Genomic DNA, 25,061 nt, shown 5'->3' with positions numbered 1-25,061 from the left:
TGATGGCCGCGTACGAGAAGCAGGCCGCCGTTCGCCATGTCTGCATCGCCTGCGGAGTCAGGACGAACGCGGTCGGCACGGCGATCTACCTGCGGGCGGGCAGAGGCGCCGTCCGCCCGTTCGAGAGCACCGGCTGCTGCGGCGAGGAGATCGCGGAACTGCAGACCGTGCACGAGGAGGGACCGGCCTCCGCGGCGACGCGGCAGAACTGGCCGGTGCTCGTGCCGGATCTCACGAACTCCTCGATCGCGGCGCGCTGGCCGTTCTTCACCCCTGCCGCGATCGCGACCGGGGTTGCGGCGGTGTTCGCGTTCCCGTTGACGATGGGCGCGCTGTCGCTCGGTGCACTGGAGGTCCACCGCGACACCGACGGCTCACTGACGCCGGGCGAGATCGCCGAGGTGGTGCAGCTGGTCGGCGTGGCGATGACCCTGCTGCTGGACCAGTCGGCGTGAGAGGTGGCACAGGTGCCGGACCAACGGGTCGCACAGACCTTCGTCGAGCTGGCTGACACGCTCGTGGAGCGGTTCGACAGCATCGAGTTCCTGCACGTGCTGGCCGAACGTTGTGTCGAGCTGCTGACCGTGGACGCCGCCGGGGTCCTGCTGGCTGACGAACGGGGTGCGCTCGAGCTGGTGGCCGCCTCCAGCGAACTGCCTCTGGAGCGGTTCCCGCTCCCGAGCGAAGAAGGCCCGTCCGAGAAATGTTTCCACTCCGGACAGACAGTGCGGTGCCCCGACCTGCGCGTGCAACCACAACGGTGGCCGCGGTTCAGCGTCGCCGCGCTGGAGCTCGGGTTCGCCGCGGTCGACGCGGTGCCGATGCGGTTGCGGGACGAGGTCATCGGTTCGTTGAACCTGTTCCGCACCTCACCTGGCGCACTCCCCGAAGGGAGTGCGGCGCTGGCGCAGTCGTTCGCGAACGTCGCGACGATCAGCCTCCTCCAGGTGCGGGCGATCCGGCAGAACGAGATGCTCGCCGAGCAGCTGCAGGCCGCACTGACGAGCCGTGTCGTGATCGAACAGGCCAAGGGTGTGCTGACCGAACGCCTGCAGATCGATGTCGCGGACGCCTTCTCCCTCATGCGGACCTACGCCCGCAACACCAACCAGCTGCTGTCCGACGTCGCCCAGCAGGTCACCGCCCGGTCACCGGAGGTCGGCGGGCTGACGAGGATCAACCAGCCGCGGCCCCGCTGGTAGCTCAGGGCACACGAGCGCGCCGGCGAGGTCGGTGTGGAGGTCGAGCACGCGGGCCAGTCCGGTGATCATCAGGGGTCGGCGCACCTGGCGGGTACGTGCGATCACACACAGCTTGCGATCGGCGAGCAGTGCCGCCTCCCTCACGACGACCAGAACGGTGAGACCGGCCGCGCAGAAGAAGCTCACCTCACCGAGGTCGAGGATCAGGTGGTGGGTGGATCGCCCGTGTGCCATGAGACGGTCGAGCAACAACGGACAGTTCGTCCCGTCCACCTCGCCGTGCACGGCGACCACGACCGCCCCGGACGGGACGGCTCGCGCAGTGACGGTCAGGAGCTCAGCACCGGCCCTGTCGATCGGAGCGGGATGCACGGTGACATTCGTGGTGTGATCGAGATGTGCCACGGGACGCTCCTCGGTCGGCTGACGCCACGCCGGGGTCCAGGGCACTTGGCCCAGACGCTACACCCTGCCCCGGACAACGCGGAATCGTCGGCCGGCCGGTCTCGCCCGTAGTCACTCCACAATAGACAGTTGTCGTCCGGATGCCTTCTGCGGAAGCCGGGTTCCGGCGTAGCGTTGGGTCATCGACGACTCTGCGAGCGGGGAACGACCCCGCACCGGCTCGACCAGGGTCACCGGGAGGATCCGGGCGAGCGCCGCCGTGATGGCGGGCGTTCTCGTGCTTCTCGCGGCCACCCTGGCGATGATGCTCGGCGTCTCAGAGGCGAGCACGGCGCTGCTGGGCGTGCTGGGATGGCTGGTCGCACTGGCGGCACGCCTGCCGGTGCTGGCATCGGCAGGGCGGCTGCACGCGGTCAGGCGGCGCGACACCATCCTCGCGGTGGCGTCGGGGATCACCGACGAGGTGGTCAGGCTCGCGCTCGTGCTGATCGTCGTCAGTGGTGCCGGATCGGCGCTCTGGGCGGGCTTCGGCTGGGCGTTGGCCGAGCTCGTGTTCGTGGCCGCCACCCAGCTCACGCAGTTCAGCTGGCCCATCGGTCGACAGGCGGCCGAGCAACTGAGGTCGCAGGGCGGGTTCATCAGCACGCATCCCGTGCACGGTGGCGTTCGCGGCATCACCGCGACCGTGTTCCATCTCGGTGCGACCCTGCTCCTGGCGGCCGGACCGTGGTGGGTGCCGGTCACCGCGTCCGCGCACGTCGCGGTGGACGTGGCGTTCGCCCGGTGGGCCCGGCGACGACTGGTGCCGGTCGAACTGCTCGGCGCCGCCGTGAGCGCGGTGCTCCTCCTGGCAGGGCTGGTGACCTCCGTCTGGAGCTGAGAAACGAGCAGGAGCGTGCACCGAGACGGTGGCACGCTCCTGCGGAGGGCGGTGAGTGAGTCAGTCCTTCTTGAAGGCGTACTCGACCTTCTCTGCCGACTCCTTGAGGTGACCCTTCGCCTGGTCGACCTTGCCCTCGGTTCTTCCCGACACCTGAGTCTCAGGTGCGACGTCCACCCCAGGATGCCCGCCTGGACGACCCTCAACCCTCGGACGGCGGCGGGTCCACCGGGTTTGCCAGTAGCATGAAGGGGAATCCCTATCAGAGGCGCTGCGAACGTCGCCGCCTCACCGATGACCCCAGACCCCGGCGTCGGAGACCGACGCCGGAGGTACACACGTTGTGAGCACCAGAGCGGATCGACGATTCCGCTCGCCTCATCCGGAGGTTCTCCCCGGCGGGCCGGGCGACGAAGGCGCGCAGACCATCCACGACGACGCGCCGCCCACGCGCAGCGCGATCCCCGCCGCACTGCGTGTCAGCGCGGCACTGAGCTGGCGCTTTCTCGTCGTGGTCGCGGCGCTCTACGTCATAGGTTTCATCTTCGGCAGGCTGGCGGCGCTCGTCGTCCCACTCGCGATCGCACTGCTCCTGGCGGCACTGCTCGCGCCGGCTGTGGGCTTTCTGCTGAAGCACCGGGTTCCCAGGGCCCTCGCCACCGTTCTCGTGCTCGTCGGTGGGCTGGTCGTGCTCGGCGGACTGCTCACGTTCGTCGTGATGACCTTCATCAACGGCCTGCCGGACCTGACCGCGCAGCTGGCCCGCAGCATCGACGCGGTGTCCGGCTGGCTGGTCAACGGACCGCTGCAGCTGAGCGAGACACAGCTGCGGGACTTCGCGGACCGGATCGTGAAAACCTTGCAGGACAACCAGTCCGGCATCACGGCGGGTGCCGTTACCACCGCCGCGACGGTCGGCGAGACCTTCGCCGAGATGCTCCTGGTGCTGTTCTCGCTCGCGTTCTTCCTCTACGACGGCCCCCGGATCTGGCAGTTCCTCATCCGAGTCGTCCCCAGCCCGACCCGCCGGCGAGTCGATGTCGCGGGCAGGCGCAGCCTCGCCGCGCTGGTCAGCTACATCCGTGCGACCGGGGCGGTGGCGGTGGTGGACGCGGTCGGCATCGGCATCGGACTCGCCGTGCTGCGCGTGCCCCTGGCGGTTCCGCTGGCCGCGCTGGTGTTCATCTGCGCGTTCGTCCCCATCTTCGGCGCTGTGGTGGCGGGTGCCGTGGCCGTCCTCATCGCACTCGTCGCGAACGGTCCCGTCACCGCGGCGATCGTCCTGATCATCGTCATCGCGGTGAACCAGCTGGAAAGCCACATCCTGCAACCGTTCCTGCTGGGACGGGCGGTCAAGTTGCATCCGCTCGCGGTGGTGCTGGCCATCGCGGCCGGGCTGCTCGTCGCGGGAATCGCGGGCGCGTTGCTCGCGGTTCCGCTGCTGGCGGTGCTCAACTCCGCGGCGCGCTCCCTGCTCAGCGAAGCAGACGAACACGTGTTGCCCGCCGACGTGCACACCAGCCAACCGGAGGCGTCCGGACCGGACGAGCCCGGGCTGGACACCGAAGCCGAGAAATGAGAGCCGACGACGGCTTTTCACACCCAAACCATCCGGAGCAGATAGATGACCTCAACGCACGACGTACTGACAGCCACGGACGACCGCCCGCGCGGCAGCGACTTCGCCCGCCTCACCAAGGAGCTCAAGGCCGCCGGGCTGCTGAACCACCGGCGCGGCTACTACCTGGCGCGGATGGCGGTCAACGCGCTGCTGCTCGGCGCGATCGCCGTGACGTTCGCGATGCTGGGCAACTCCTGGTGGCAGGTGGTCACAGCGGCCGTCCTGGCCGTGGCCTCGACGCAGCTGGCGTTCATCGGACACGACGCGGGACATCGGCAGATCTTCCGCAGCCACCGCCACAACGACGTTGTCGGGCATCTGCACGGCAGCCTCACCGGCATCAGCTACCAGTGGTGGGTGGCCAAGCACAACCGTCACCACGCCAACCCCAACCACGAGGACCACGATCCGGACATCGAGATCCACGCCCTCGCCTTCAGCCGCGCGCAGGCCGCCGGCAAGCGCGGCCTGTACAGCTGGATCACCAAGTACCAGGCGTTCCTGTTCTTCCCGCTGCTGTTGGCTGAGGCGGCCGTGCTGCGGATCTCCGGCCTGGTCGCGTTGTGCCGCAACGAACTGCGCAACCCGTGGCGGGAAGCCGCGCTCCAGATCATGCCGTTGGCCGCCTACCTGGCGGCGGTGTTCCTCGTGCTCTCCCCCGTGAAAGCGGTCGTGTTCATCGCCGTGCACCAAGGCCTGATGGGCGTCTACCTGGGCTGCTCGTTCGCGCCGAACCACAAGGGCATGCCGATCATCGCCGAAGGCCAGCGGCTGGACCACCTCCACAAGCAGGTGCTGACCTCGCGCAACGTCACCGGCGGCCGGTGGGTCGACGCCCTGCTCGGTGGTCTCAACCACCAGATCGAGCACCACCTCTACCCGCACATGCCCCGCCCGAACCTGCGTCGCGCGCAACCTCTCGTCGAGGACTTCTGCATCCGGATCGGCATCCCCTACAGCAAAACCACCCTGCGTCGCTCCTATGCCCAGGTTTTGCGCCACCTGCACGACGCCGGCGCGCCTCTGCGTCACCCGGCACGGTGAGCCGGGTCAGCGGGCCGCGAGTGCGTCGGCCAGGCTGAAGTACAGCTCCAGCTCCTGGTGCAGCATGGTGGCCCGCAGCGCCCGCAACACGCTCCCGGAAGGCGACACCAGCCGAAGCGGCGTACCCCGCTCGTCCCCGAGCAGGTGGTACTCCACCAGCACCGAGAGACCGGACGACGCGAAGAAGGCGACGCCGCTCAGGTCGAGCACCACGGGAAGCCCCGCGTCCGCCGCGTCGGTGAACGCCGAGGCCAGGCTGTCGCGCAACGCCCCAGCTGAGTAGGAGTCGACCTCGCCCGCGGCCCTCAACACCACAGCGTCCTCACGCCGTTCCGCGTCCACCTTCAACGGAACGCCTGCGCCCTCGTCCACGGGATGAAACCTCCAGGCCGAATTGTCCGTACCACGCTACCTACCCGGTCGACGTGCCGTTGAAGCCGCCGCTTTGATCATTGTCCACTGGACCATTAGTGGGAATGCGGCGCATCCGCTGACACGCATCACCGCCCGCGGGCGACTGACAGGTGAGCACTCACCCGACCGCACGGAGGCGTCCGGTGAACCGCAATGCCTGAGTGGATGCGCAGTCAGTTCATGGCGCCGGTGTACGCGTTGCTGATCTCGCTCGGTGTAGCGCTCGCGCTCGGCGCGGCCATGGAACCCGCTGACGCACCGAACCAGCCTGAACAACAGCAGGGCACGTTGACGATTCGCCTGGTCACCGAAAAGACGGTCCAGCCGGGCAGGCGGATCACGGAGGCCGCGGACGGGCTGAAAGGCACCCCGGTGACCATCCAGCCGGTGACTTCCGAAGCGGAGCTCACGGTCGGCATGGACGGCACGGTCAAACACACCCTCGTCGATGGTCCGTTGAGGGTGTGCCTGCCGAATCTGCCGAAAAGGTGGACAGGGGTCAACGTGGCACCTGACAGCGATCCGCAGGCTCCGTGCTGGAACGTCGACCCCAGAACCGGCCCATTCAACCTCGTCGTCAAGGAGGGCTGATCTTGTCCGAACGGGTCATCGCTCGGCTGGTCCTCGGGGCGGCGGTGGTGCTCGCGGTGGCGGGCGCCGCGCTCGGCGTCACCTTCTTCGACGGGCTCGGCACCACGCGAATGCTGCTCGTCGTCTCGTTCAGCGCGCTGTTCGGCAGCACGGTCGCGCTCCTGTTGCTGTGGCTGCCCGACGAGAGCACACCTGAGCCGCAACCGATCATGCAACCACCGCCACCAACGCCACCGCCGCCGCCGAGGCCGGCGCTACCCGCACCCGCGCCGAAGACGAACGACCAGTGGTGGAACCAGACCGGCAAACCCGCACCGCCGCCGGTGGCGCAGGCCGAGACGAAGTCGGTGCCGTTGACGGACTTCGACGCGCACCGGGTGCAGATCGCGCAGTGCCCGCGGTGCGCGGGATTCGAGTTGGACGTGCGGCGCGACGGGCAGGCGTACGCGTTCGAGTGCCACAACCCGCACTGCCGCACCAGGTGGGAGTGGCTGCCGGGGACGGCATGGCCGGCCACCGTCGTCCGGCACAACCTGATCATGGCCGCCACTGCCGACAAGGAGCGCAGATGACCACGGGCACCTACCGGCAATGGGTCTCGCGGGCGACACCCGGATGTGTCGTCATCCTGCTCGACCGGTCCGACTCCATGAAGCTGACGTGGGGCACGTCCGGCGGGTCGCTCGCGGCGGGCGCGGCGCTGGCGGTCAACAACATCCTGCTCGACATGTGCGTCAAAGCGACGATCGAGGTCAACGCACCGGTGCGGCATTACTTCGACGTCGGTGTGTTCAGCTACGGAGCGCGGATCACCGGACCCGGTGGCGAGGGCGTGGAGAGCGCGTTCAGCGGCACGTTGGCCGGTCGCGGACTGGTGCCGCTACCGGAGCTGGCGGCCAACCCGGTCGCCGTGCGCGAGGAACCGTCCATCGACGCCATGCCGGTCAGCGTGAAGATGCCGGTGTGGGTGGACCCCGTGCACGGTTACCGCACCCCGATGTGCCAGGCGGTCGAGGTCGCCGGGGCGCACGTCTTCGACTGGGTCTCGGCGCATCCCGACTCGTTCCCGCCGATCGTCATCAACATCACCGACGGCATGGTGACCGACAGCCCGCATCAGGGAGCGACGCTGCACGACTGGGCGAAGCGGCTGACGTCGATCGAGACCAGCGACGGACCCGCGTTGTTCTTCAACGTGTTCCTCTCGCCCACCGCCTCGCAGGAGATCGTCTTCCCGTCCGGTCCCGCCGGCCTGCCGATGCCGGGGCCCGAGCTGTTCGCGCTGAGCAGCGAGCTGCCGCCGCCGATGGCGGAGAACGCCAGGGCCGACGGCTACGACGTGCGACAGGGTGCGCGCGGGCTCGCGTTCAACGTCGGCCGGTCGACGTTGCTGCGGGTGCTGCAGATCGGCACCAGGGTGCCGGATCGGTCGCGGTGACGCCTGTGCACGCGTGGCCCGTCGTCTTCTCCGCCGCCAAGAAGGGCAACGATCCGTGGGAGTGGGAGGACGGCGCTGCCGCGGCGCCGGCGGACGTGACCGGGCGCGGCCCCAGGTTCGCGATGGCGGACGGTGCCACGGAGGGCTTCGGTTCGACGCGGTGGGCGATGCAACTTGTCGAGGGGTTCCTCGCGGCGGACGTCGAGCTGACCGAACGGTCGCTGCTGGGGTGGGCTTCTCGCGCGCAGCACGAGTGGCGGCACGATCCGCTGCTGTCGGGCGCGACCGGCCTGGAACTGTTCAAACTGGACAGTGTCGGTGCGTTCGCCACGTTCCTCGGCTGTGAGTTCGCCGATCTCGGGGGCCGACGCCCGCACTGGCGTGCCGTCGCTCTGGGCGACACGGTGCTGTTCCACGTGCGGCACGGGAAGCTGATCGCCCAGTTCCCGGAGATCTCCATTGACGGCTTCGGCGTGAACCCCTCTGGTGTGCCAACGGCACGGGACGCGCTGCCGGGCGTGATCGACCAGATGGGGTTCGCGGAAGGGGACCTGGCACCCGGTGATCTGGTCTACCTGGCGACGGACGCGTTCGCGCACTGGATGGTGAGGGAGTGCCACGAAGACCAGGAACAGCTGTGGTCGGTTCTCGCCGGCCTGAACCATCCGAAGCGCTTCCTGGCGCTTGTCGATGACCGGCGTGCCACGCGGGAGATGGCCAACGACGACGTCACCCTGATGCGGATCAGCGTCGCGGCCACGTGGCCGGACCAGCTGGTGGTGTGCGTGTGATGCGATTTCCCCGGTTCGACGACTACATGAAAGCGGTGCAACAGCCGGACGCGTTCACCACCGAGGAGTTGCGCGCTCTCGAACTGGTCGTGCACCCGATCTACCAGATCCCTTCGCCCGCATCAGGCGCGAGCGCGGTGGTGTTCAAGGCGATGGCCGGCAACGAGGCGCGCGCCTTGCGGTTCTTCACGCGTGCGGACGCGAGCGACAGCGCGCGGTACGACGCCCTGCACGGGTACTTCACCGCTCGGAGTCTCACCGACGCCGTTGCACTGCCGCGGTGGATCGACGACGGCATCCGGGTCAACGGCAGCACCTGGCCTGTCGTCGAGATGCCGTGGGTGGAGGGCCACACGCTTAATCGGCACGTGGACGACCTGGTGGTCCGCCAGGACGTCGGTGCGCTCACCAATCTCGCGCAGTCGTGGCGCGGTCTGGTGAACCGGTTGCAGCAATCCGGTTTCGCGCACGGCGACCTGCAGCACGGCAACGTCCTCGTCAACACTCGCGGTGAGTTGCGACTCGTCGACTTCGACTGCGCGTGGATCGAGGACTTCGCCGCCGACCCGCCACCGACCGAGACCGGGCACCACAACTACCAGCCACCCGACCGGCCGTGGGGACGCTGGATGGACACGTTCCCAGGCCTCGTGATCTACCTGTCGCTGTCGGCACTGGCGCGCCGCCCGACGTGGGCGACCCTCAACACCGACGACAACCTGCTCTTCACCCAGCAGGACTTCCGTTCGTTCGACACACCGGTGTGGCGGCACCTCGCGGACTTGAGCGACCCGCAGGTCGACGAGCTGGCGGTCCGGCTCCAAGCCTGTTGCACTCCGGGGTGGGTGGCGGCGGGAGGCCTCGAAGACCTGCTCGGTCCCGCAGTGGTGCCGTGGTGGCAGCGCACGGCGACCGTTGTCGCGGGAAGCGCGACGCATCAGGTTCCGCAGCCGAGGCCGGAAATACCGCCACAGCAACAACCACAGCCACAACCACAGCCGGTCCCGCCGAGGCCCGCCGCCGCGAACTGGTGGGAAGCGGCCGCTCAACGCACCGCCCCGCCCGTGCCGCAGCAGAGGAAGAAGAAGCCCGCTGTCTGGCTCATCATCGTGTCGGCTTTGGCGGCGTGGCTGGGAGTCGGTGCACTCGTGGCGGGCGTGCTCGAAGCGACGGGCGCGGACCCGGAGCTTGCCGGGCTGTTCGGCATTCTCGCGTTCGTGGTCGCCCTGATCGTCGGGTTCGTGCGGCGCGGCAGATCCGGTTAGAACACGCCGGAAAGCGCGGCGTACGCGACGACACCGACCAGGCCGGCGACGGCGATCGCCACGGCGGCGCGGGCACCCTGTTCCTTGCGCGTCACCGAGACGAGTGCGAGCGACACGCCCAGCACCACGACGATCAGCAGGATCACCACACCTGCCCGCGCCGCGTCACGACTGCCCTCCGCCGGCCCGAAGTACAGGAACGGCAAGCCCGTCGCGCCGAGCACCGCGCTCGCGAACGCGAGCCCCTTCGGCCGCGCGGATTCCGGTCGGGGGGATTCCGGTTGCGGGGATTCCGGTTGTACCGCCGGTGTTTCGCGCTGCTGCGGCGCGCCCCACCACACCTGGGTCGGCGCGGCGGGTGCCGTGGCGGGAGGAGACTGTTCGGCAGGACCGTTCGCGACGAGCTGGCGCAACCAGTCCGGTGCCGCGTCCCCCTGTGGTTCGTCCTTCTGCACGGCAGCAGGCTCCTGCTTCACCGGCTCCGCGTTCACGGGCTCCGCCTGCACCGACTCAGCCTTCGTGCGCTCGGCCTGCACCGACTCAGTTTTCACCCACTCCGGTACGGGCCAGCGGTGCACCGGTTCCGGCCTGACCGGTGGGTCGGACTTCCTGACGCGGGGCGGCGGAGCGGCAGGGGGAAGCGGAGGCGTCTTGGGTTCCGGGATCTGCCGCGGCAGTGGCTCGGTGTCCGTCCTGCCCTTGCGCCAGTGGTCGGTCGGCGGCAGTCGGGTCGCGCCGTCGTCCGGTTCCGCCACCAGGGGTTCCGCGGTCTCCAGCAGCGAGTCGATCTCCTCGGCGTTGCCGACCGTGAGCTCCCTGCGGCCGCGAAGTTCCTTCAGCAGCTTGACGATGTCGGCGCGCGCGACCGCGTCGTCCTCGTTGCGCAGTTTGCTGCGGAACTGGCCGATGAGCAGCTCCTGGTCGTCGGCGGGAATCGGTTTCGGCCCGAGCCGCTCCGCCATCCGGTACAGGTACTCGAAAGGCACCTTCGGCGGATCCGGCAGCGGGTCCGGCAGCCGCACCTGGCGCCGCGCCAGGTCGGAGAGCGCCGCGACCAGCGACAGCACTGCTTCCGGCGTGCGCTCGCGGTAGTCGATCGCCTGCGTCTCCATGATCGGGATGCGGGTGTTGTGCACGGCGCCGACCTGCACCGGCAACACCGGGATCCCGAGCTTCTTGGCGTAGTCGAGCTCCTCCTGGCACGGCCGCGAGCGCCACGACGCGTCGGACAACGCGAACAGGAACACCGTGGTCTGCTGGATGGTCTGGATGATCTCGCGCCACCACTGCTCGCCGCCGTGGATCTCGTGGTCCATCCACACCGGCCAGTGCAGCCGCTCGAGGTCTTCTCGCAGCGCCTGCACGATCGGTTCGTCGTTCCTGGTGTAGCTGACGAAAATGATGGCCGCTCATCCCCTCGGTCCCCGCCCATGAGTGAAATCGCCGGAAGGGGGCCGCGTGTTGCGGGTGAGCACCCGATCGGCCTAGGCCGTCAACGCGAGGGTGGACCGACGAGGCAGACCGCGCCGTACCGGGGCCCTCACCGCGAGCGCGATCACGATCAACGTGAGCAGCGCGAACGCGGGATAGGCCCATCCGATCAACGACAGCCAGCCCGGCCGGCTGATCGTCCAGATCGTCGGCTGCCGGTTCAGCTTCCGCGGGTACGACGAAGGCCCGGAACCAGGTTCCGGGCCCCTCACAGGTCGTTGCCTCAGTGCAGGCGGCGCAGCCCGTCGTAGCACTCGTCCAGATCGCCGTCGAGCGCGAACTCGCGCAGCGGGAGATCGGCGAGCAGCGTCCGCAGATCCGCGTCGACCGCGTCCAGCACGGCCTGGTCGGTCTTGCCGGTGGTGATGTCGTCCCAGCAACGCTTCACGGCATCGTCGAGGGACAACGGGCGGGTGCCGGTCGAGCCGTCGCGGACCAGGAACACCGCCGCGTCGAGGTCGGCTCTGGTGCGCAGCCTGTCGCTGAACGACGCGGGAAGCCGCACGCGGGCTTTCTCCCCCGGTGCCACGGCACTGACGTCGGCGTCGGTGAGCGCGGCGCGCGTGATCGTTTCCTCGTCCAGGTACACGACCTGCGAGTAGCCCCACGCGGTCCGGGACGGGTCGTCCATGTGGCGCACCATGATGTCCTCGCCGAAGAGCTCGGCACCGCGGTGCAGGCACCAGAACGTGAACGTGGACTTGCCGGTGCCGGTGGGCGCGGACAGCATGATCGTGCGGCCGTCGACGCCGACCGCGCCCGCGTGCAGCGGGTAGTGCCGGGGCGAACGGCACACCAGGTACAGGAACAGGCGCTCCAGGATCCAGCGGCCCCACACGATCTGGTCGGAGAGGTCGCCGCGCGCCAGGACGACCGTGGCCGTCCAGTCGTCGGGAGTGATCACCGCGCGGGAGTTGCCGGTGTCGATGGTGATCGGGTTCGCGGCGATGACCTCCAACGTGTGCGGCGGGTTCTCCGACGGCACACCGGCTCCGTCCACCACGTCGAAGGTCAGGTGCACCTCCTGCGCGCCCGGCGCGGGTTCGCCGTCGCCAAAGAACGCCTCGACCACGTCGCGTGCCTCGGGGTGCACCGAGCAGACCACCCGGAACCCGTAGCACTCCTTGACCAGTTCCATGCTCACTTCCTCAGTTCGGTGAACCGGCTGCGCACGAAGAGCAGGGGCGGCCGGTCGGACAAGACGTCGTACGCGCGCACAGCACCGATGAGCATCGTGTGGTCACCGGCCGTGTGTGCCTGGTCGAGCTCGCAGTCGAAGTAGCTGATCCCGTCCAGCAGGACCGGCGACCGCGAGTGCGGCGCTGGTTTCCACGAGACACCGGCGAACCCCTCGGCGCCGGACGGCCTCCCTGAGTTCGCGAACCACCTGGCGACCTCCTGCTGACAGTCGCTCAGCACGGTCACCGCGAACGTGCCGGAGCGGACGATCCGCTCGTAGGTGCGCGACGAGCTGTTCACCGACACCAGCACCAGCAGCGGGTCGATGGAGATCGACGCGAACGAGTTCACGGTCATGCCGTGCGGCTCGCCGTCCGACACCGTGCTCAGCACGGTCACGCCGGTTGGGAACGTCGCCGCGGTGCTGCGGAAGCGGGTGTTCATGACTTGCCCGAAACTGACACGCTCTGACGTAACGCGTTCAGGTGGTTCAGTCCGGAAAGGACGGTGTCCTGCGGCAGGCCGAAGTCGATCAGGCAGGCGATCTCGTCCACGCCGATGCCCGCCGCCCTGTCGACGATCTTGCGGGTCTTGTCGACCGTGCCGAGCAACGCGCCGTCCTCGTAGTAGCGCTCGAACGCCCGCTCCACGAGGAAGTCGACGTCCTTCTCCCGCAACGTGGACGGGTCGATCTTGCGCGCGCTGCCCTGCTGGGAGCCCAGCAGCAGCCCGAGCGAGCTGCGCAGGTAGTCCGACATCGGGCCGCGCACCAGCTCGCGCACCTCGTCCTCGTCCTCGCCGAGGAACGTGTGCACCATCAGCACGACGTGGCCGTCCTTGCCGTGGTGCTCGACGGACGCGGCGCGGTACTCGGCGATCTTCGCCTCCAGCTCGCCGAGGTCCTGGCCGAGCAGGTGGGTCAGCAGCCCGGCGCCGGCGCGGCCCGCGTTGCGGAACGTCTCGACACCGCCCGCGCTGGTGATCCACACCGGCAGCTCCGCCTGCACGGGCGGCGGGAAGATGCCGACCTGCTGCGGTTTCCCCGTGCCGTCGACGACGTCGATCTTCTCACCGCGCCAGAGCCTGCGGACCTGGTCCGTGTAGGAGATCAGGATCTCGCGGCGGTTCTCGTAGTTCTCCGGCTTCAGCGCGAAGTCCACCGCGTGCCAGCCGGACGCGAACGAGAGTCCCACGCGGCCGCCGGAGATGTTGTCCACCACGGACCATTCTTCGGCGATGCGCAACGGGTTGTGCAACGGTGCGACCACGCTGCCCGCGCGGATCTGGATCCGTTCGGTGACGGCGGCGACCGCGGCACCGGTCACCGACGGGTTCGGGTAGAGACCGCCGAACTCGTGGAAGTGCCGTTCCGGCGTCCACACCGCGGAGAAACCGTTGCGGTCGGCGAACTTCGCGCCGTCGAGCAGCAGCCGGTAACGGTCGCTCTCGAGCTCGCGGCTGTTGTTGGCGAAGTAGAACAGGCTGAAGTCCACGTCAGCTCCTCTCCATCGCGGCGACCAGGGTGTCGTGGTTGGTGTCGAAGTCCGGCGTCAGCGCGAGCTCCCAGACCGGCATGCCCTCCAGCAGGCCGCGCAGGTCCTTCTCCACGTCCGCCTCGAACGAGGTGCCGATCTTGCCGGTGTTCCAGTCGGACCGGGTGCGCTCGATGGCGTGGTCGATTTCCACGTCCCGCAGCTCCCCGTTGCCGCGCGCGAGGAACAGCAGGCAGTGGGGCACCGAGCCGGCCAGCATCCGTGAGTCGAACGACGACGGCAGGATCACGCGGAACTTGTCGCGCTTCGGCACCTCGGCGCTCTGCGCGCCTTCGAGCTGGGGCCAGAGCTCCAGCAGTTGTGGCGACAGGTAGGTGACGCGGGGATAACCCCACAGCGAGCCCGACTCGTCGTCCATGTGCCGCACCACGATGTCCTCGCCCGCGAAGTCAGCCCCGCGGCGAAGCGCCCACGCGGAGAACGTCGACTTGCCGACGCCGCTGTCCGCCGTGACGACCGCGGTCCGGCCGCCGACCGACACCGCGCCCGCGTGCAACGGGTAGTGCCGCTGAGACCGGCACACCAGGTAGATGAAGGCGCGCTCAAGGATCCAGCGTCCCCAGACGATCTGGTCGTGCAGGTCCTGACGCGACAACGAGATGCGCACGGTCCAGGCCTCAGGGTCGACGACCGCCGTGGTGCGGCCGACGTCGATGGTGATCTTCTCGGCGGTTTCCCAGTTCTCCGGGAAGTACGGTGGTTCGGTCTGGTCCCCGCCCTGCTCGACGACGTCGACGAGCACGCGCACGACCGGCGCACCGGGCACGACAGGCCCAGCCGCGGGGCCGAAGAAGCCGTCGATCACGTGCGTCGCGTCCGGGTGTGCCGAACACTCCACCGGGAAGCCGTAGCAGCTCCGGTTCAAGTCTCTCCCCTTTTCATCCACTGTGGACCATCACCCCGTACCGCTCCCTGGTGCGCGACGCCCAGCCCTGGGCGATCGGCGCGACGGCACCGGCCGCGAGCATCAGGACGCCGAACACGAGCCAGCCCGGCCAGCCGACACCGATGATCAGCACCGTCGCGGCCACCGGGGTGACCGCCGCCGCGAGCTGGTCGGTCATGCCGAACAGGCCCTGGTACTGCCCGATCGCGTGTTCCGGTGCCAGCTCGTAGGCCAGCGCCCAGCCACCGGCGGCGGCCAGCAGCTCACCGAACACGTGCACCAGCGCACCCGCCGCCAGCGCGCCACCGCGACCCACGCCGGCTGACCGGCGGCCAGTGCGAACAACCCGCAGCAGGCCGCCAGAGCGAGACCGGCGCGGCGCAAGGCCTTCGCGCCACCCGCCGCGTCGTCGGTGCCCTGGCTCACCCTCACCTGGAACAGCACGACCATCACCGTGTTCAGCACGAGGATCGCCGCGTAGACCCAGGTCGGTGCCGTGGTGCGCTGCGCGATCCAGATCGGCAACGCCACGGTGAGGATGCCGCCGTTCATCACCAGCACCGCGTTGATCAGCGCCACCACGACGAACGGGCGGTCGCGCAGCACGACCCAGCGCGGGCCGCCGTCCTCGTCCCTCTTCTTCGCAGCGGGCTCGACCTTAGGCAGCACCAGGTAGACCAGACCGGCCGCGGCGTACACCACACCGCACGCGATCAGGAGACCGACGTACACGGACCTGGTGTCGAAGTGCAGCGCGACACCACCGCTCACGGCGCCGAGCGAGATGCCGATGTTGTTGACCGAGCGGATGAACGCACGCGCCTTCACGCGTTCACCCTGCGGCACGACACCGGCCACGAGCGCGCCGCGGGAGGCGTCGGAGCCGGCCTCCGCCATCACGACGAGGCTCGCCGCGATCAGGAATCCCACGAACCCGCCCACCAACGCGTACCCGCAGATGAGTACGCCTTGCAGCACGACGAAGAACGTCGCCGTGGTGCGGGCGCCCAGCACGTCCGCCGCGTGGCCTGCCGGAACGCTGGTGAGCATTCCCACGACCGCGGCGATGGTGAGCCCCAGGCCGACCTGGGTCGCGGGCAGCCCCACCGATCTGGTGAAGAACAGCACGCTGACCGACAGCAGCATTCCGTGGCCGACACTGCGGCCCAGGCTGCTGGCGGCGAGGATCCGGATCGGTCCCGGTGGCGGGACCAGATGACGGAGGAACGACATCTTCTTACCTCTCCGCCGCGATCATGTCGCGGAGCTTGGGCCGGTCAACCTTGCCGTTGGCGTTCAACGGAAGGGCGTCCAGGTGCCGATACTTGCGCGGCACCATGTGCACCGGGATCTGCTTGCGCAGCCACAGCAGGAACTTCGTCGCGTCGACCGGCGAGCCGGTGTGGAATCCGACGAGCTCGGTCTCGTCCCCTGCGCGCACCGCGACCACGATGGCCTGCGACACGTCGGGGTGCTTGCGCATGGCGGCCTCGACCTCGCCGAGCTCGATGCGGTAGCCGCGCACCTTGACCTGGTTGTCCAACCGTCCCAAGTGGACCCACTCGCCGTTCTCCACCCGAACGCGGTCGCCGGTGCGGTAGTAGTGCTCCGGCGTCAGCTCATCGACCAGATCCACGAACCTGCCCTGGTTGTCACCGGGGTCGAGGTAGCCGTCGAACCGCTGCGAGCCGCGGACGACGAGCTCGCCCTCCTCGGCCAGCCGGCCTTCCTCGTCGATGACCTGGTACTCCAGGAAGTCGTAGACGGGGCCGATCGGAACGGTGCCGTTGGACGTCTCCGGCCAGTCGGCGGGGTCCTGCGGCAGCCGGTACTCGGTGCACGCCACGGTCAGCTCGGTCGGGCCGTAGACGTTCTCGATGATCGCGTCCGGCACGACGCCGTGCCACAGCCCGGCCTGGCGCATCGTCAGCTGTTCGCCGATGAAGATGCTGTAGCGCAACGAGCTCACGCGTCCCATGGGCAGGTTGCCCAGCTCCGCGCTGACCGAGACCACCGACGGCACCGAGAACCAGTGCGTGACGGCGTGGTTCTCCACGTAGTCGACCGGCTTGAGCAGCTCGTTGCGTTGCGGGGCAACGAGGGTGGCGCCGCCGCCCCAGGTGACGAAGAGATCGAACACCGACGGGTCGAAGGTCAGGTCGAACGTGTGCGACATCCGGCAGCCCGGCGTCACCTCGTACCGCTCGATGTTGTGCGCGACGTACGGTGAGAGGTTGCGGTGCCGGATCGGCACACCCTTGGGCCTGCCGGTCGATCCCGACGTGAACAGCACGTACGCCACGTCGTCGAGCGAGACGTCGTAGGCCGGCAGCACGTCCTCGTCCACGCCGGTGTCCACGATGTCGGTCTCCGCCAACGGGAGCACGGTCGGGACCAGCTCGTCCAGCTCGGCGGTGCGTTGCGCCAGACCGGACTCGTCGACCAGCAGCACGTCGATGCCGGCCAGCTCGGCCACCATCCGGTTGCGCTGCCCGGGATAACCGGGGTTGAGCGGTGTGACCGTCGCGCCCAGCCGCAGCGCCGCGAGGTACCCGGTGAACGCCACCAGGCTGCGGGCCGCGAGCAGACCGAGCCGCTGCGGCGGTTTGCCGTGCTCGCGCAGCACGCGATCGGCCAGCGAGACGACGCGCCGGTGCAGTTCGGCGTAGGTGACCGACTCACCGCGCACCTCCAGCGCCGGCTCGTCGGGGAACCGGCTCACGGACCCGGCGAACCACTCGTAGAGCGTCCGGCCACCCAGTTCCGGGGCGTGGACGGTCATCGTCGTCGGCTCGCACTGCCGCGTCGGCACGAGGTGCAGGCGCTGGACGTCGGTCTCAGAAAGCGTTGCACGGCAAGAGCATTCCGCTGTGTTGAAGCCCGCAAACCGGTACGCGACCTCCATCATGCGGTTGCGGTCGGTCTTGCGGAAGTCGGCCACCAGGTGCACGCCCGCGCGGCGGCCTGGTCGGTGAGCCACCGCAGGATCACCGCGCCGGTGCCGAACGACACCACGCGGCACGACGTCGCGAGCAGCTTGAGGTTCCACACGTCGCGATGCTTCTCGATGAGCATGACGCCCACCGCACCGTGCGGGCCGAAGCGGTCCGTCAGCGTGGTGACCAGCACCTCGTGGCGTGGGTCGGCCAGCAGCGCGCGCAGGTCCGCGTCCGAGTAGTGCACGCCGGTCGCGTTCATCTGGCTGGTGCGCAGCGTGAGTTCCTCGACGCGCGAGATCTCCTCGTCGCCGGCGCGGTGGATGCGCAGCTCCAGGCCGAGCGACTTGAGGAACTCCTCGTCGGGGCCGTCGTGGTCGGTCCGCGCGGCCTCGCGTTGGAAGCCGGCCTGGTACATCTCACGGCGGCGACGTGCGTCGACCGTGACGACGGCGGGGCTGAACTCCGGCAGGCTCGGCAGCGTGAGGGCACGTTCGGCCTCGTAGCACCGCACTTCGGGGTGGTGGAACGCCACCTCGGCGCGTTCGGTCGGCGTGTCGTCGATGAACGCGATGGTGTGGAGGGCGAAGTTCAACGAGTCCGCGATCGCCTTGACGGAGTCGGACTTGCGCCCCCAGCCGATCTGCGGGTGCACGAAGTACTCCGCCATGCCGAGCGCTTCGAGCTTGGCCCACGCGTTGTCGTGGTCGTTGCGGCTGGCGACCGACTGCAGGATGCCGCGCGAGTCGAGCTCGGCGACCACCGAGCGCATCTCGCCGGTCAGCGTGACGTCGCCGTCCTCGAGCAGGATTCCTTGCCACAGCGTGTGGTCGAGGTCCCACACGAGGCATTTGACGGTGTCGCTCACCGCTGCACCTACACTTCCCACAGGGTCACCGCCCACGCGGCGACCGGGCTGTTGTTCAGCACCAGCACCAGATCCCCCTCCCGCAGCTCGCCGGACCGCAGCAGGCGGTCCAGGTTCAGCACGACGTCCATGGCGCCGAGGTGGCCCAGCTCGCTCAGGTGCCGCCCGCAGACGGGGTGGATCGGCACGCCGAGCAACGTCTCGTAGAACCCGTAGGCGCTGGCCGTGACGTTCTGCATGAGCGTCGCGGAGACCTGGGGGATCTCCACGCCCGCGTCGGCGAGCACCTCCCGCACGAGCCGGCCGAGCCGCTTCTGGCTGTGCATGGCCAGTTCGAAGCGGTACCTGTCCGCCGACTCGCACTCCTCGCGCCACTCGTACCAGGGCGCCTGCTTGTAGTCGACGCGGAACAGGTCGTGGAACGACCCGTCGGTCTCCTGCCGGTGGGCACGCAGGACCGGACGTCCGCCGCGCACCATCGTCATCGCGTACGCGCCGTCGCCGATCACCGTGACGGGGAACCGGATCCGGTCCGCGCCGGTGGGCCGGCTGGCGTGCGCGATCACCACGGACTCGCGACCGGCGTCTGCCTTCAACAGGTCCGCCGCAAGCGCCCATGCCGCGCTGGAACCCGCGCAGCCCAGGCCGTCCACGGTGAACGAGAACGCCTTCTTCAGTCCCGCCTGGTGTTCGACCGAACCCGAGTCCGATCCCAGCAGCACCTCCGGCGACCGCGGGCCGACGAGCATGAGCACGTCCGGATCGACCGGCCCGAGCCCGGCGATCGCACGGGCGGCGAGGTCGGTCGTCGCCGCGTCCTCGAACACCGAGACGGTGTCCACTCCGGACGCTCGCGCGAACTCCTGCTCGTCGTGGCCCAGCAATCCGAACTCGGGCAGGTCGACGACCTTGGTCCGCTCGTCCGGCAGCAGGCAGTGAATCGCACCAATGCCGATCGCAGAGGTCATGACGCCACCGCCAGAGCGTGCTCGGCCAGCACGAGCTGACAGATCTCGTTGCTGCCCTCGATGATCTCCATGAGCTTCGCGTCCCGGTAGGCGCGGGCGACCACGTGGCCGTCGTTCGCACCGGACGACCCGAGCACCTGCACCGCGCTGGACGCACCACGCGCCGCGTTGCCCGCGCTGACGTGCTTGGCCACGACGGCGGCGGTGATCATCTCGGGTGAGTTGTCGTCCCAGCACCGTGAGGCGTGCTCGCAGGCACGGGTCGCGACCTGCTCGGCGACCAGCAGCTCCGCCAGGTGACGGCTCACGAGCTGGTGTTCTGCCAACGGCTTGCCGAACTGCTGGCGCGCCTTGGCGTGCCGTGCGGCGGCACCGAGGCATGCCCGCAGGATGCCGACGCAGCCCCACGCCACCGACACCCGGCCGTACGTGAGCGCCGAGGTGACCAGCATCGACAACGGCTGGCCCGCACCGCGCAGCAACGCGTCCGCCGGCAGACGTACGTCGTGAAGGTCCACATTGGAATGTCCGGCGGCACGGCAGCCCATCGGGTTCGCGACCCTGCTGACCTTCACGCCCGGCGCGTCGACCGGCACGACGACCGCGGCGGCGCCGTCACCGAACCGGCCGATCACCACGATCAGGTCGGCGTAGCCCGCGCCGGTGACCCAGACCTTGGCTCCGTCGACGACGACTTCGTCGCCCTCGACCTTGATCGTGGTGGCCATCGCGGCGAGGTCACTGCCTGCACCGCGTTCGCTGAACGCGATGCCGACCAGCTCTCCCGACGTGAGCCTGGCGAGGTAGTGGGCGCGCTGCTCGGCCGAGCCGAACCGCTGGATCGCCCACGCCGCCATGCCCTGCGAGGTCATCAGGCTGCGCAACGAGCTGCACAACGCACCGACGTGTGCGGTGAACTCGCCGTTCTCAAGGCTCGACAGGCCGAGCCCGCCGAACTTCACCGGTACCTCGGGGCAGAGCGCTCCCGCGCGCCCGAGCTTCCGGACGACGTCGGCGGGGATCACGCCGACGCGGTCCCACTCGTCCGCGCGATCACCGACGAGATCGGTGACCAGCGCATACAGCTCCTCACTCACCGCGCAACCTCGACACCAGCGAGGTCATCGAGCCGACGGTCCGGAAGTTGTCGATCACCAGGTCGTCGCCGGACACCTCGACGTCGAACGTGCTCTCGATGAACACGACGAGCTGCATCGCGAACATGGACGACACGGCACCGGCCGCGAAGAAGTCGTCGTCCGGCGTCCACGTCTTCTTCGTGTGCTTCTCGACGAATGCCAGAAGCTGCCGCTCGATCTCGGCTGCGTGGTTGACGGACGTGGTCACAGTGCTCCTCCGTGCTCGTAGAATCCGCGGCCGGTCTTGCGGCCGAAGTCCCCGGCGGCGACCTTCGCCACCAGCAGGTCGCAGGGCTCGTAGCCCCGGTCCCCTGTGCGGTCGTGCAGTACGCGCAACGAGTCCACGACGTTGTCGAGACCGATCAGATCGGCAGTCGCGAGCGGTCCCGTGCGGTGTCCGAGGCAACCCTCGAAGGCGGCGTCGACGGCCTCCGGTGTCGCCCTGCCCTCCTCGACGATGCGCGCGGCCTCGTTGATCGAGCGCTGCAGGATGCGGTTGATCACGAACCCCGGCCCGTCGCCGACCACCACGCCGTCGCGGTCCAGTGCCGCGAGCAGGTCGGTGACCCGGCTCATGGTCTCGTCGCCGGTGCGCGGCCCGCGGATCACCTCGACCGCGCGGATCAGGTACGGCGGGTTCATGAAGTGGATGGCGCACAGGTCTTCCGGCCGCGCCACCGAGTCGGCCATCTCGTCGACGGGGATGGCCGAGGTGTTGGACACGATGACCGTGCCCGGCCGCACGACGCCGGAGACCTCGGCGAGCACCTTCGCCTTCAGCTCCGGCTTCTCCGTGACGGCCTCGATCACCGACGTCACGTCCGCGAGATCCGCGTAGTCGGTCGTGGTGACGAGCTCCGCCTCGCCGGTGCGGGGCAGCTTGCCCATCAACCTGGCCAGCTTGAGCTGCTGGCGGACCTCCTTGCGCGCCTTGGCGAGCGTGTCCTCGTCGACGTCGACCAGCACGACGGGCACGCCGTGGCCGATCGCGAGCGTGGCGATCGCGGCGCCCATGACGCCCGCGCCGAGCACACCGATGCGGTGGTTCATGTTCTATGCCTCCACGAGGTCGGCGCCGAGGACGCCGGTGATGAGCTCGCCGAACTTGTCGTGGCGTTCGGCGAGAAAGGTCAGGCAGCGGCGCAGCAACTCACCCGTCGGCGCGCTGGACAGCTCCGCGCGTTCCAGCCACGGACGCCAGGCGACGGCTTCGAGTCCGTCGTCGGCCAGTTCGTGGCCTTCCAGTTCGTAGAGCGCCATGGTCGAGAGCAGCGCGCTGCCGCTGTCGAGCGCCTTGTCCGCGATGCGTTGCTGCCACGTCTTCGGCGTCACCGCCTCCGTCGCGAGGCCGGCATCGTCGAGCAACGAGAACATCCGGCGCGGGCTGTAGGCGACACGGTCGACGAGGTGATAGACCCGGCCGACCGAACCCGGCGACACGGTCAGTTCCGCCATCGCGCGGGCGACGACGTCCACCGGTGCCATCGGCATCGCACGGTCGTCGAGCGGGTGCGCGCCGACGGCCAGACCGCTGGTGAGGACGTTCCAGATGAGGTCCTTGTCGTTGCAGGCACCGGTCTTCGTGGAACCGAGGATGAAGCCGGGGCGGAAGATCCGCACTCGCATGCCGTCCTCCTCCGCGCGCTCCAGGATGCGTTCGGAGACCCACTTGCTGACGCCGTACCCACCCTGCTGCGGGTCGAGCGGCTGCTGCCGGGTCTCCAGGATCCGGTTGTCGGTGCCCATCGCGTAGTGCGTCGCGGCGACCGTCGACACGAAGCTGAAGTCGCGGATGCCGTGGCCGCGCATCCAGCGCAGCAGGTCGACCATCGCGAGCACGTTGTCCTCGCGCAGCACCCGGTACGGCTCCGTGAACACGACCTTCGCCGCGCAGTGCAGGACGTAGCCGACGCGCCTGGCCAGCTCACCGTCCCGATAGGACTCCAGCACGCCGTCCTTGAGGTCGCCCAGCACGATCCGGACACGCTGGGGGTCCGGCTCCGGCAGGCAGAGCTTCTCGGACGCCTCGCGCAACCGCTTGCGGGCGTGCTCCTCGTCGTCCGCGCGGACGGTGCAGTAGACGCGGCCGCCGGTCGCGGTCAGCAGCTCGTGCAGCAGGAACGTGCCGAGGAATCCGGTCGCGCCGGTGAGCAGCACGTCCTTGCCCGCGGCCTCGTGCGCTGCCAGCTCACCCAGCGGCAGAGCCATGTCCAGGTCGACGAGATCACCGTCGCCGTCCGCGATCGGGTCGATGTCGGCGGCGCCGCGTTCCGCGCCCGCCTGGACACCGCGCACGATCTCCGCGATGCGCCGCACGGTGGCCTTGCTGCCGCCGGCGCGGTGGACGTTCACCAGCACACCGGTGCGTTGCTGCACCTCCAGTGCCATCCGGACGGACAGCAGCGACGACCCGCCGAGCATCCCGAACTCGTCGTCGACACCGATGGACTCCGCACCGAACAGGTCGCGCCACACGTCCAGCAGCTGCGCCTCGACGTCGTCCGAGGCAACCGTCTTGGGCACCACGGCGCACGCGGGCGCCGCCGTGGCCTGACCGAGTGCGGGCAGGCGGTCCAGTGCCCAGTACCGCTTGCGCGGCAACGGGTACGCGGGCAGTGGCACGCGCAGGCCGGTGTCACCGGCGAGCGCCGCCCAGTTCACGTCGACACCGTTGAGCCAGGCCGTGGTGACGGCCTCGTCGAAGTCGTTCGAAGTGGACACCACGTGCACGCCCTCGGGCAGCACGCCTTGCTCCGCACGTACCTCGACATCCGCGCCGAACGCGAGCCGGAACCGGTCGAGGTTCTCCGAGCCCACCACGACCGCTTTCCGGGCCGTCGTGCGCACGGTCTTCACGAACGGCGGCCGGGGCAGCTTCAACGCGGCGGCGAGCTTCTCCGCCGGGGCGGTGACCACGCGGCGTTCCGGGAAGGCCTTACGTCCCACGCGCAACGTGTGCGCGACATCGGCGGCCTCCGCGGGGTCGATCGACTCGGCGAGCCGTTTCGACATCGCGTCCAGCTCCGTGCGGGTGCGCGCCGACAGCACCAGCCGCACGACGTCGGACGCCGGCGCGCTGGGCCGCGTGGGCGACGGCGGCGGGTGCGATCACCGCGGCGACGTTGGTGCCGCCCAGACCCATCGAGTTGATCAATACGTGCCGGTCGCGATCGTTCGTGCGGCCCGCTTCCGACGACACGAAGAACGGGCTCTCGGCGAGCACACCGGGGTCGCGCGGGCGTTCGAACAGAGGGTGCGCGGGCAGGTCGCCGGTCGCGACCACGTTGACCGCCTTGATGAACCCGGCGATGCCGGCGGCGGGACCGGTGTGGCCGATGTTGACCTTCACGCTGCCCAGCCCGGCGAAGTTCGTGCCGGACGAGCTCGCCCTCAGTCCCTCGGTGAGGCCGCGCAGCTCGATGTGGTCACCGAGCGAGGTGCCGGAGCCGTGCGCCTCGACGTACCGCAGCTCGTCGGCGCTGACGCCGGAGATCCGCAGCGCGCCGGCCACGACCTCGGCCACACCGGACGGGTTCGGCGCGGTGAAGCCGGAGCGGCCGGAGCCGTCGTTGCCGACCGCGCTTCCCTTGACCACGGCGAGGATCCGGTCCCCGTCGGCCAGGGCGTCGGAGAGCCTGCGCAGTGCCACGACTCCGACGCCGGAGCTGAACGACGTTCCGGTGGACTTCGCGTCGAACGCGCGGCACAGGCCGTCCGCCGACATCAGCCCGCCTGCCTGGTACCGGTAGCCCGCCAGGGGTTCCAGCACCGTCGCGCCACCGGCGAGGGCGATGTCGCACTCACCGGAAAGCAGGCTCAGCGTCGCGTAGTGCACGGCGTAGAGCGAGGACGAGCACGCGGTCTGCACGCCGACCGTCGCCGCGCAGGCCGAGCTTGTAGGCGACCCGCGAGGTCAGGAAGTCCCCGAGCCCGCCGAGGTGCAGGTCGACGTCGTCGATCGCCGCGGCCAGGCCCTCCGCCTGTGCCTTGGCGGCGAACAACATCGAGGTGTAGGTGCTCGACGCGCCGCCGGCGAACACGCCGACGACGGGTCCGTCGAGACGCGGCGGGTGGCCTGCGGTCTCCAGCGCCTCCCACGAGGCCTCCAGGAAGACCCGCTGCTGCGGGTCGATCAGCTCGGCCTCGGTGGGCGGGTAGGAGAAGAACTCCGCGGCGAAGTCCGCGACGCCGGGCAGGGTGGCGCCGACGCGGACGAAACCGGGGTCGGTCAGCAGCGCGTCGGACACCCCGGCCGCGCGCAACGCCTCCTCCGGCAGCTCCCGCGTGGACACCACGCCGTCGCCGATGTTGCGCCAGAACTCCTGTGGCGTCCAGGCGTCCGGGAACCGGCAGCCCACGCCCACCACCGCGATGTCGGTGTCGCTCACGT

General features: G+C 69.4%; 29 protein-coding genes. 10 read left to right on the top strand and 19 right to left on the bottom strand.

The genetic code is table 11. The features are described from left to right. The first annotated feature begins 2 nt into the window (after positions 1 to 2). Both FXN61_RS09750 and FXN61_RS09745 read left to right on the top strand, forming a co-directional pair. Positions 3 to 455 carry a GAF domain-containing protein gene (locus FXN61_RS09750; RefSeq protein ID WP_167972414.1) on the top strand — a complete coding sequence of 151 codons (453 nt, stop codon included), beginning with the start codon at positions 3 to 5 and terminating at the stop codon, positions 453 to 455. A 12-nt stretch (positions 456 to 467) separates the two neighbouring features. After that, positions 468 to 1,202: a GAF and ANTAR domain-containing protein gene (locus FXN61_RS09745; RefSeq protein ID WP_167972412.1), complete on the top strand. Its 735-nt coding sequence runs from the start codon at positions 468 to 470 to the stop codon at positions 1,200 to 1,202. Here the strand turns inward: FXN61_RS09745 and FXN61_RS09740 are convergent. Next, positions 1,149 to 1,607 (bottom strand): STAS domain-containing protein, encoded by a 459-nt coding sequence (locus FXN61_RS09740; RefSeq protein WP_167972410.1) that lies wholly within the window; start codon positions 1,605 to 1,607, stop codon positions 1,149 to 1,151. The genes FXN61_RS09745 and FXN61_RS09740 overlap by 54 nt on opposite strands. A 262-nt stretch (positions 1,608 to 1,869) precedes the next feature. Here FXN61_RS09740 and FXN61_RS09735 point away from each other — a divergent pair, with 262 nt between their 5' ends. The 3 genes from FXN61_RS09735 (at position 1,870) to FXN61_RS09725 (ending at position 5,152) form a co-directional block, all read left to right on the top strand. Beyond that, entirely contained in the window at positions 1,870 to 2,487 is a 618-nt protein-coding gene (locus tag FXN61_RS09735) for a hypothetical protein (RefSeq protein WP_167972408.1), read from the top strand. A 427-nt stretch (positions 2,488 to 2,914) separates the two neighbouring features. Then, a complete protein-coding gene (locus FXN61_RS09730; RefSeq protein ID WP_167972458.1) occupies positions 2,915 to 4,066 on the top strand; it encodes an AI-2E family transporter in 1,152 nt (383 codons plus the stop codon). A gap of 45 nt (positions 4,067 to 4,111) precedes the next feature. After that, positions 4,112 to 5,152 (top strand): fatty acid desaturase family protein, encoded by a 1,041-nt coding sequence (locus FXN61_RS09725; RefSeq protein WP_167972406.1) that lies wholly within the window; start codon positions 4,112 to 4,114, stop codon positions 5,150 to 5,152. A 6-nt stretch (positions 5,153 to 5,158) separates the two neighbouring features. Here FXN61_RS09725 and FXN61_RS09720 read toward each other — a convergent pair whose 3' ends face one another. Continuing rightward, complete coding sequence (locus FXN61_RS09720) at positions 5,159 to 5,524, bottom strand: STAS domain-containing protein (protein ID WP_167972404.1); 366 nt, start codon at positions 5,522 to 5,524, stop codon at positions 5,159 to 5,161. Between the two features lie 207 nt (positions 5,525 to 5,731). On the opposite strand from FXN61_RS09720, the gene FXN61_RS09715 reads away from it, so the two are divergent. From FXN61_RS09715 to FXN61_RS09695, 5 genes are read left to right on the top strand one after another with little or no spacing between them, the layout of a single operon-like run. After that, entirely contained in the window at positions 5,732 to 6,157 is a 426-nt protein-coding gene (locus tag FXN61_RS09715; RefSeq protein ID WP_167972402.1) for a hypothetical protein, read from the top strand. A gap of 2 nt (positions 6,158 to 6,159) precedes the next feature. After that, complete coding sequence (locus FXN61_RS09710; RefSeq protein WP_167972400.1) at positions 6,160 to 6,729, top strand: hypothetical protein; 570 nt, start codon at positions 6,160 to 6,162, stop codon at positions 6,727 to 6,729. Next, entirely contained in the window at positions 6,726 to 7,595 is an 870-nt protein-coding gene (locus FXN61_RS09705) for a VWA domain-containing protein (protein ID WP_167972398.1), read from the top strand. The genes FXN61_RS09710 and FXN61_RS09705 overlap by 4 nt, the downstream gene beginning before the upstream one ends. After that, the gene (locus FXN61_RS09700; RefSeq protein ID WP_167972396.1) at positions 7,592 to 8,386 is read left to right on the top strand and encodes a hypothetical protein; all 795 of its coding nucleotides are present in this window, start codon (positions 7,592 to 7,594) and stop codon (positions 8,384 to 8,386) included. Before FXN61_RS09705 ends, FXN61_RS09700 begins: the two co-directional genes overlap by 4 nt. Continuing rightward, on the top strand, positions 8,383 to 9,651 hold the full coding sequence (locus FXN61_RS09695; protein WP_223165373.1) for a protein kinase family protein: 1,269 nt from the start codon (positions 8,383 to 8,385) through the stop codon (positions 9,649 to 9,651). Before FXN61_RS09700 ends, FXN61_RS09695 begins: the two co-directional genes overlap by 4 nt. On the opposite strand, the gene FXN61_RS09690 is transcribed toward FXN61_RS09695, so the two are convergent. The 17 genes from FXN61_RS09690 to FXN61_RS51785 all read right to left on the bottom strand — a co-directional run bounded on the left by FXN61_RS09690 (position 9,648) and on the right by FXN61_RS51785 (position 25,059). Further along, positions 9,648 to 11,051: a toll/interleukin-1 receptor domain-containing protein gene (locus FXN61_RS09690; RefSeq protein ID WP_312877617.1), complete on the bottom strand. Its 1,404-nt coding sequence runs from the start codon at positions 11,049 to 11,051 to the stop codon at positions 9,648 to 9,650. The two genes, FXN61_RS09695 and FXN61_RS09690, sit on opposite strands and share 4 nt — an antisense overlap. 84 nt (positions 11,052 to 11,135) lie before the next feature. Continuing rightward, positions 11,136 to 11,354: a hypothetical protein gene (locus FXN61_RS09685; protein ID WP_167972392.1), complete on the bottom strand. Its 219-nt coding sequence runs from the start codon at positions 11,352 to 11,354 to the stop codon at positions 11,136 to 11,138. A gap of 11 nt (positions 11,355 to 11,365) precedes the next feature. Next, entirely contained in the window at positions 11,366 to 12,280 is a 915-nt protein-coding gene (locus FXN61_RS09680; RefSeq protein WP_167972390.1) for a hypothetical protein, read from the bottom strand. Positions 12,281 to 12,282: 2 nt separating this feature from the next. Continuing rightward, complete coding sequence (locus FXN61_RS09675) at positions 12,283 to 12,765, bottom strand: flavin reductase family protein (protein WP_167972388.1); 483 nt, start codon at positions 12,763 to 12,765, stop codon at positions 12,283 to 12,285. Beyond that, the gene (locus FXN61_RS09670; RefSeq protein WP_167972386.1) at positions 12,762 to 13,814 is read right to left on the bottom strand and encodes an LLM class flavin-dependent oxidoreductase; all 1,053 of its coding nucleotides are present in this window, start codon (positions 13,812 to 13,814) and stop codon (positions 12,762 to 12,764) included. The genes FXN61_RS09675 and FXN61_RS09670 overlap by 4 nt, the downstream gene beginning before the upstream one ends. 1 nt (position 13,815) lies before the next feature. Next, positions 13,816 to 14,739, bottom strand: coding sequence for a phosphoenolpyruvate carboxykinase (ATP) (locus FXN61_RS09665; RefSeq protein ID WP_167972384.1), 924 nt, complete (start codon positions 14,737 to 14,739; stop codon positions 13,816 to 13,818). Positions 14,740 to 14,752: 13 nt separating this feature from the next. After that, positions 14,753 to 14,938, bottom strand: a complete 186-nt coding sequence (locus FXN61_RS09660) for a hypothetical protein (protein ID WP_167972382.1) — start codon at positions 14,936 to 14,938, stop codon at positions 14,753 to 14,755. Then, positions 14,935 to 15,993, bottom strand: a complete 1,059-nt coding sequence (locus FXN61_RS09655; protein ID WP_167972380.1) for an MFS transporter — start codon at positions 15,991 to 15,993, stop codon at positions 14,935 to 14,937. Before FXN61_RS09655 ends, FXN61_RS09660 begins: the two co-directional genes overlap by 4 nt. Before the next feature lie 4 nt (positions 15,994 to 15,997). Next, positions 15,998 to 17,740: an amino acid adenylation domain-containing protein gene (locus FXN61_RS51805; protein ID WP_312877614.1), complete on the bottom strand. Its 1,743-nt coding sequence runs from the start codon at positions 17,738 to 17,740 to the stop codon at positions 15,998 to 16,000. Then, complete coding sequence (locus tag FXN61_RS51800; RefSeq protein ID WP_167972352.1) at positions 17,665 to 18,564, bottom strand: HAD-IIIC family phosphatase; 900 nt, start codon at positions 18,562 to 18,564, stop codon at positions 17,665 to 17,667. The genes FXN61_RS51805 and FXN61_RS51800 overlap by 76 nt, the downstream gene beginning before the upstream one ends. An 8-nt stretch (positions 18,565 to 18,572) precedes the next feature. Continuing rightward, positions 18,573 to 19,532, bottom strand: a complete 960-nt coding sequence (locus FXN61_RS09640; RefSeq protein ID WP_167972378.1) for a 3-oxoacyl-ACP synthase — start codon at positions 19,530 to 19,532, stop codon at positions 18,573 to 18,575. Then, on the bottom strand, positions 19,529 to 20,629 hold the full coding sequence (locus tag FXN61_RS09635; RefSeq protein WP_167972376.1) for an acyl-CoA dehydrogenase family protein: 1,101 nt from the start codon (positions 20,627 to 20,629) through the stop codon (positions 19,529 to 19,531). The genes FXN61_RS09640 and FXN61_RS09635 overlap by 4 nt, the downstream gene beginning before the upstream one ends. Beyond that, entirely contained in the window at positions 20,622 to 20,879 is a 258-nt protein-coding gene (locus tag FXN61_RS50615; protein WP_167972374.1) for an acyl carrier protein, read from the bottom strand. The genes FXN61_RS09635 and FXN61_RS50615 overlap by 8 nt, the downstream gene beginning before the upstream one ends. Then, the gene (locus FXN61_RS09625; protein ID WP_167972372.1) at positions 20,876 to 21,721 is read right to left on the bottom strand and encodes a 3-hydroxyacyl-CoA dehydrogenase family protein; all 846 of its coding nucleotides are present in this window, start codon (positions 21,719 to 21,721) and stop codon (positions 20,876 to 20,878) included. The genes FXN61_RS50615 and FXN61_RS09625 overlap by 4 nt, the downstream gene beginning before the upstream one ends. A 3-nt stretch (positions 21,722 to 21,724) precedes the next feature. Continuing rightward, positions 21,725 to 23,719 (bottom strand): thioester reductase domain-containing protein, encoded by a 1,995-nt coding sequence (locus FXN61_RS51795; protein WP_312877616.1) that lies wholly within the window; start codon positions 23,717 to 23,719, stop codon positions 21,725 to 21,727. Further along, on the bottom strand, positions 23,607 to 24,539 hold the full coding sequence (locus FXN61_RS51790; RefSeq protein WP_376770615.1) for a beta-ketoacyl [acyl carrier protein] synthase domain-containing protein: 933 nt from the start codon (positions 24,537 to 24,539) through the stop codon (positions 23,607 to 23,609). The genes FXN61_RS51795 and FXN61_RS51790 overlap by 113 nt, the downstream gene beginning before the upstream one ends. Then, on the bottom strand, positions 24,472 to 25,059 hold the full coding sequence (locus FXN61_RS51785) for a beta-ketoacyl synthase N-terminal-like domain-containing protein (RefSeq protein ID WP_376770614.1): 588 nt from the start codon (positions 25,057 to 25,059) through the stop codon (positions 24,472 to 24,474). Before FXN61_RS51785 ends, FXN61_RS51790 begins: the two co-directional genes overlap by 68 nt. Positions 25,060 to 25,061: the final 2 nt, after the last annotated feature.

It is taken from the genome of Lentzea indica, assembly GCF_012184385.1.
GTDB lineage: Bacteria > Actinomycetota > Actinomycetes > Mycobacteriales > Pseudonocardiaceae > Lentzea > Lentzea indica.
The sequence above is the reverse complement of the archived record's forward strand: the minus strand, read 5'-3'. Positions and strand labels throughout refer to the sequence as shown.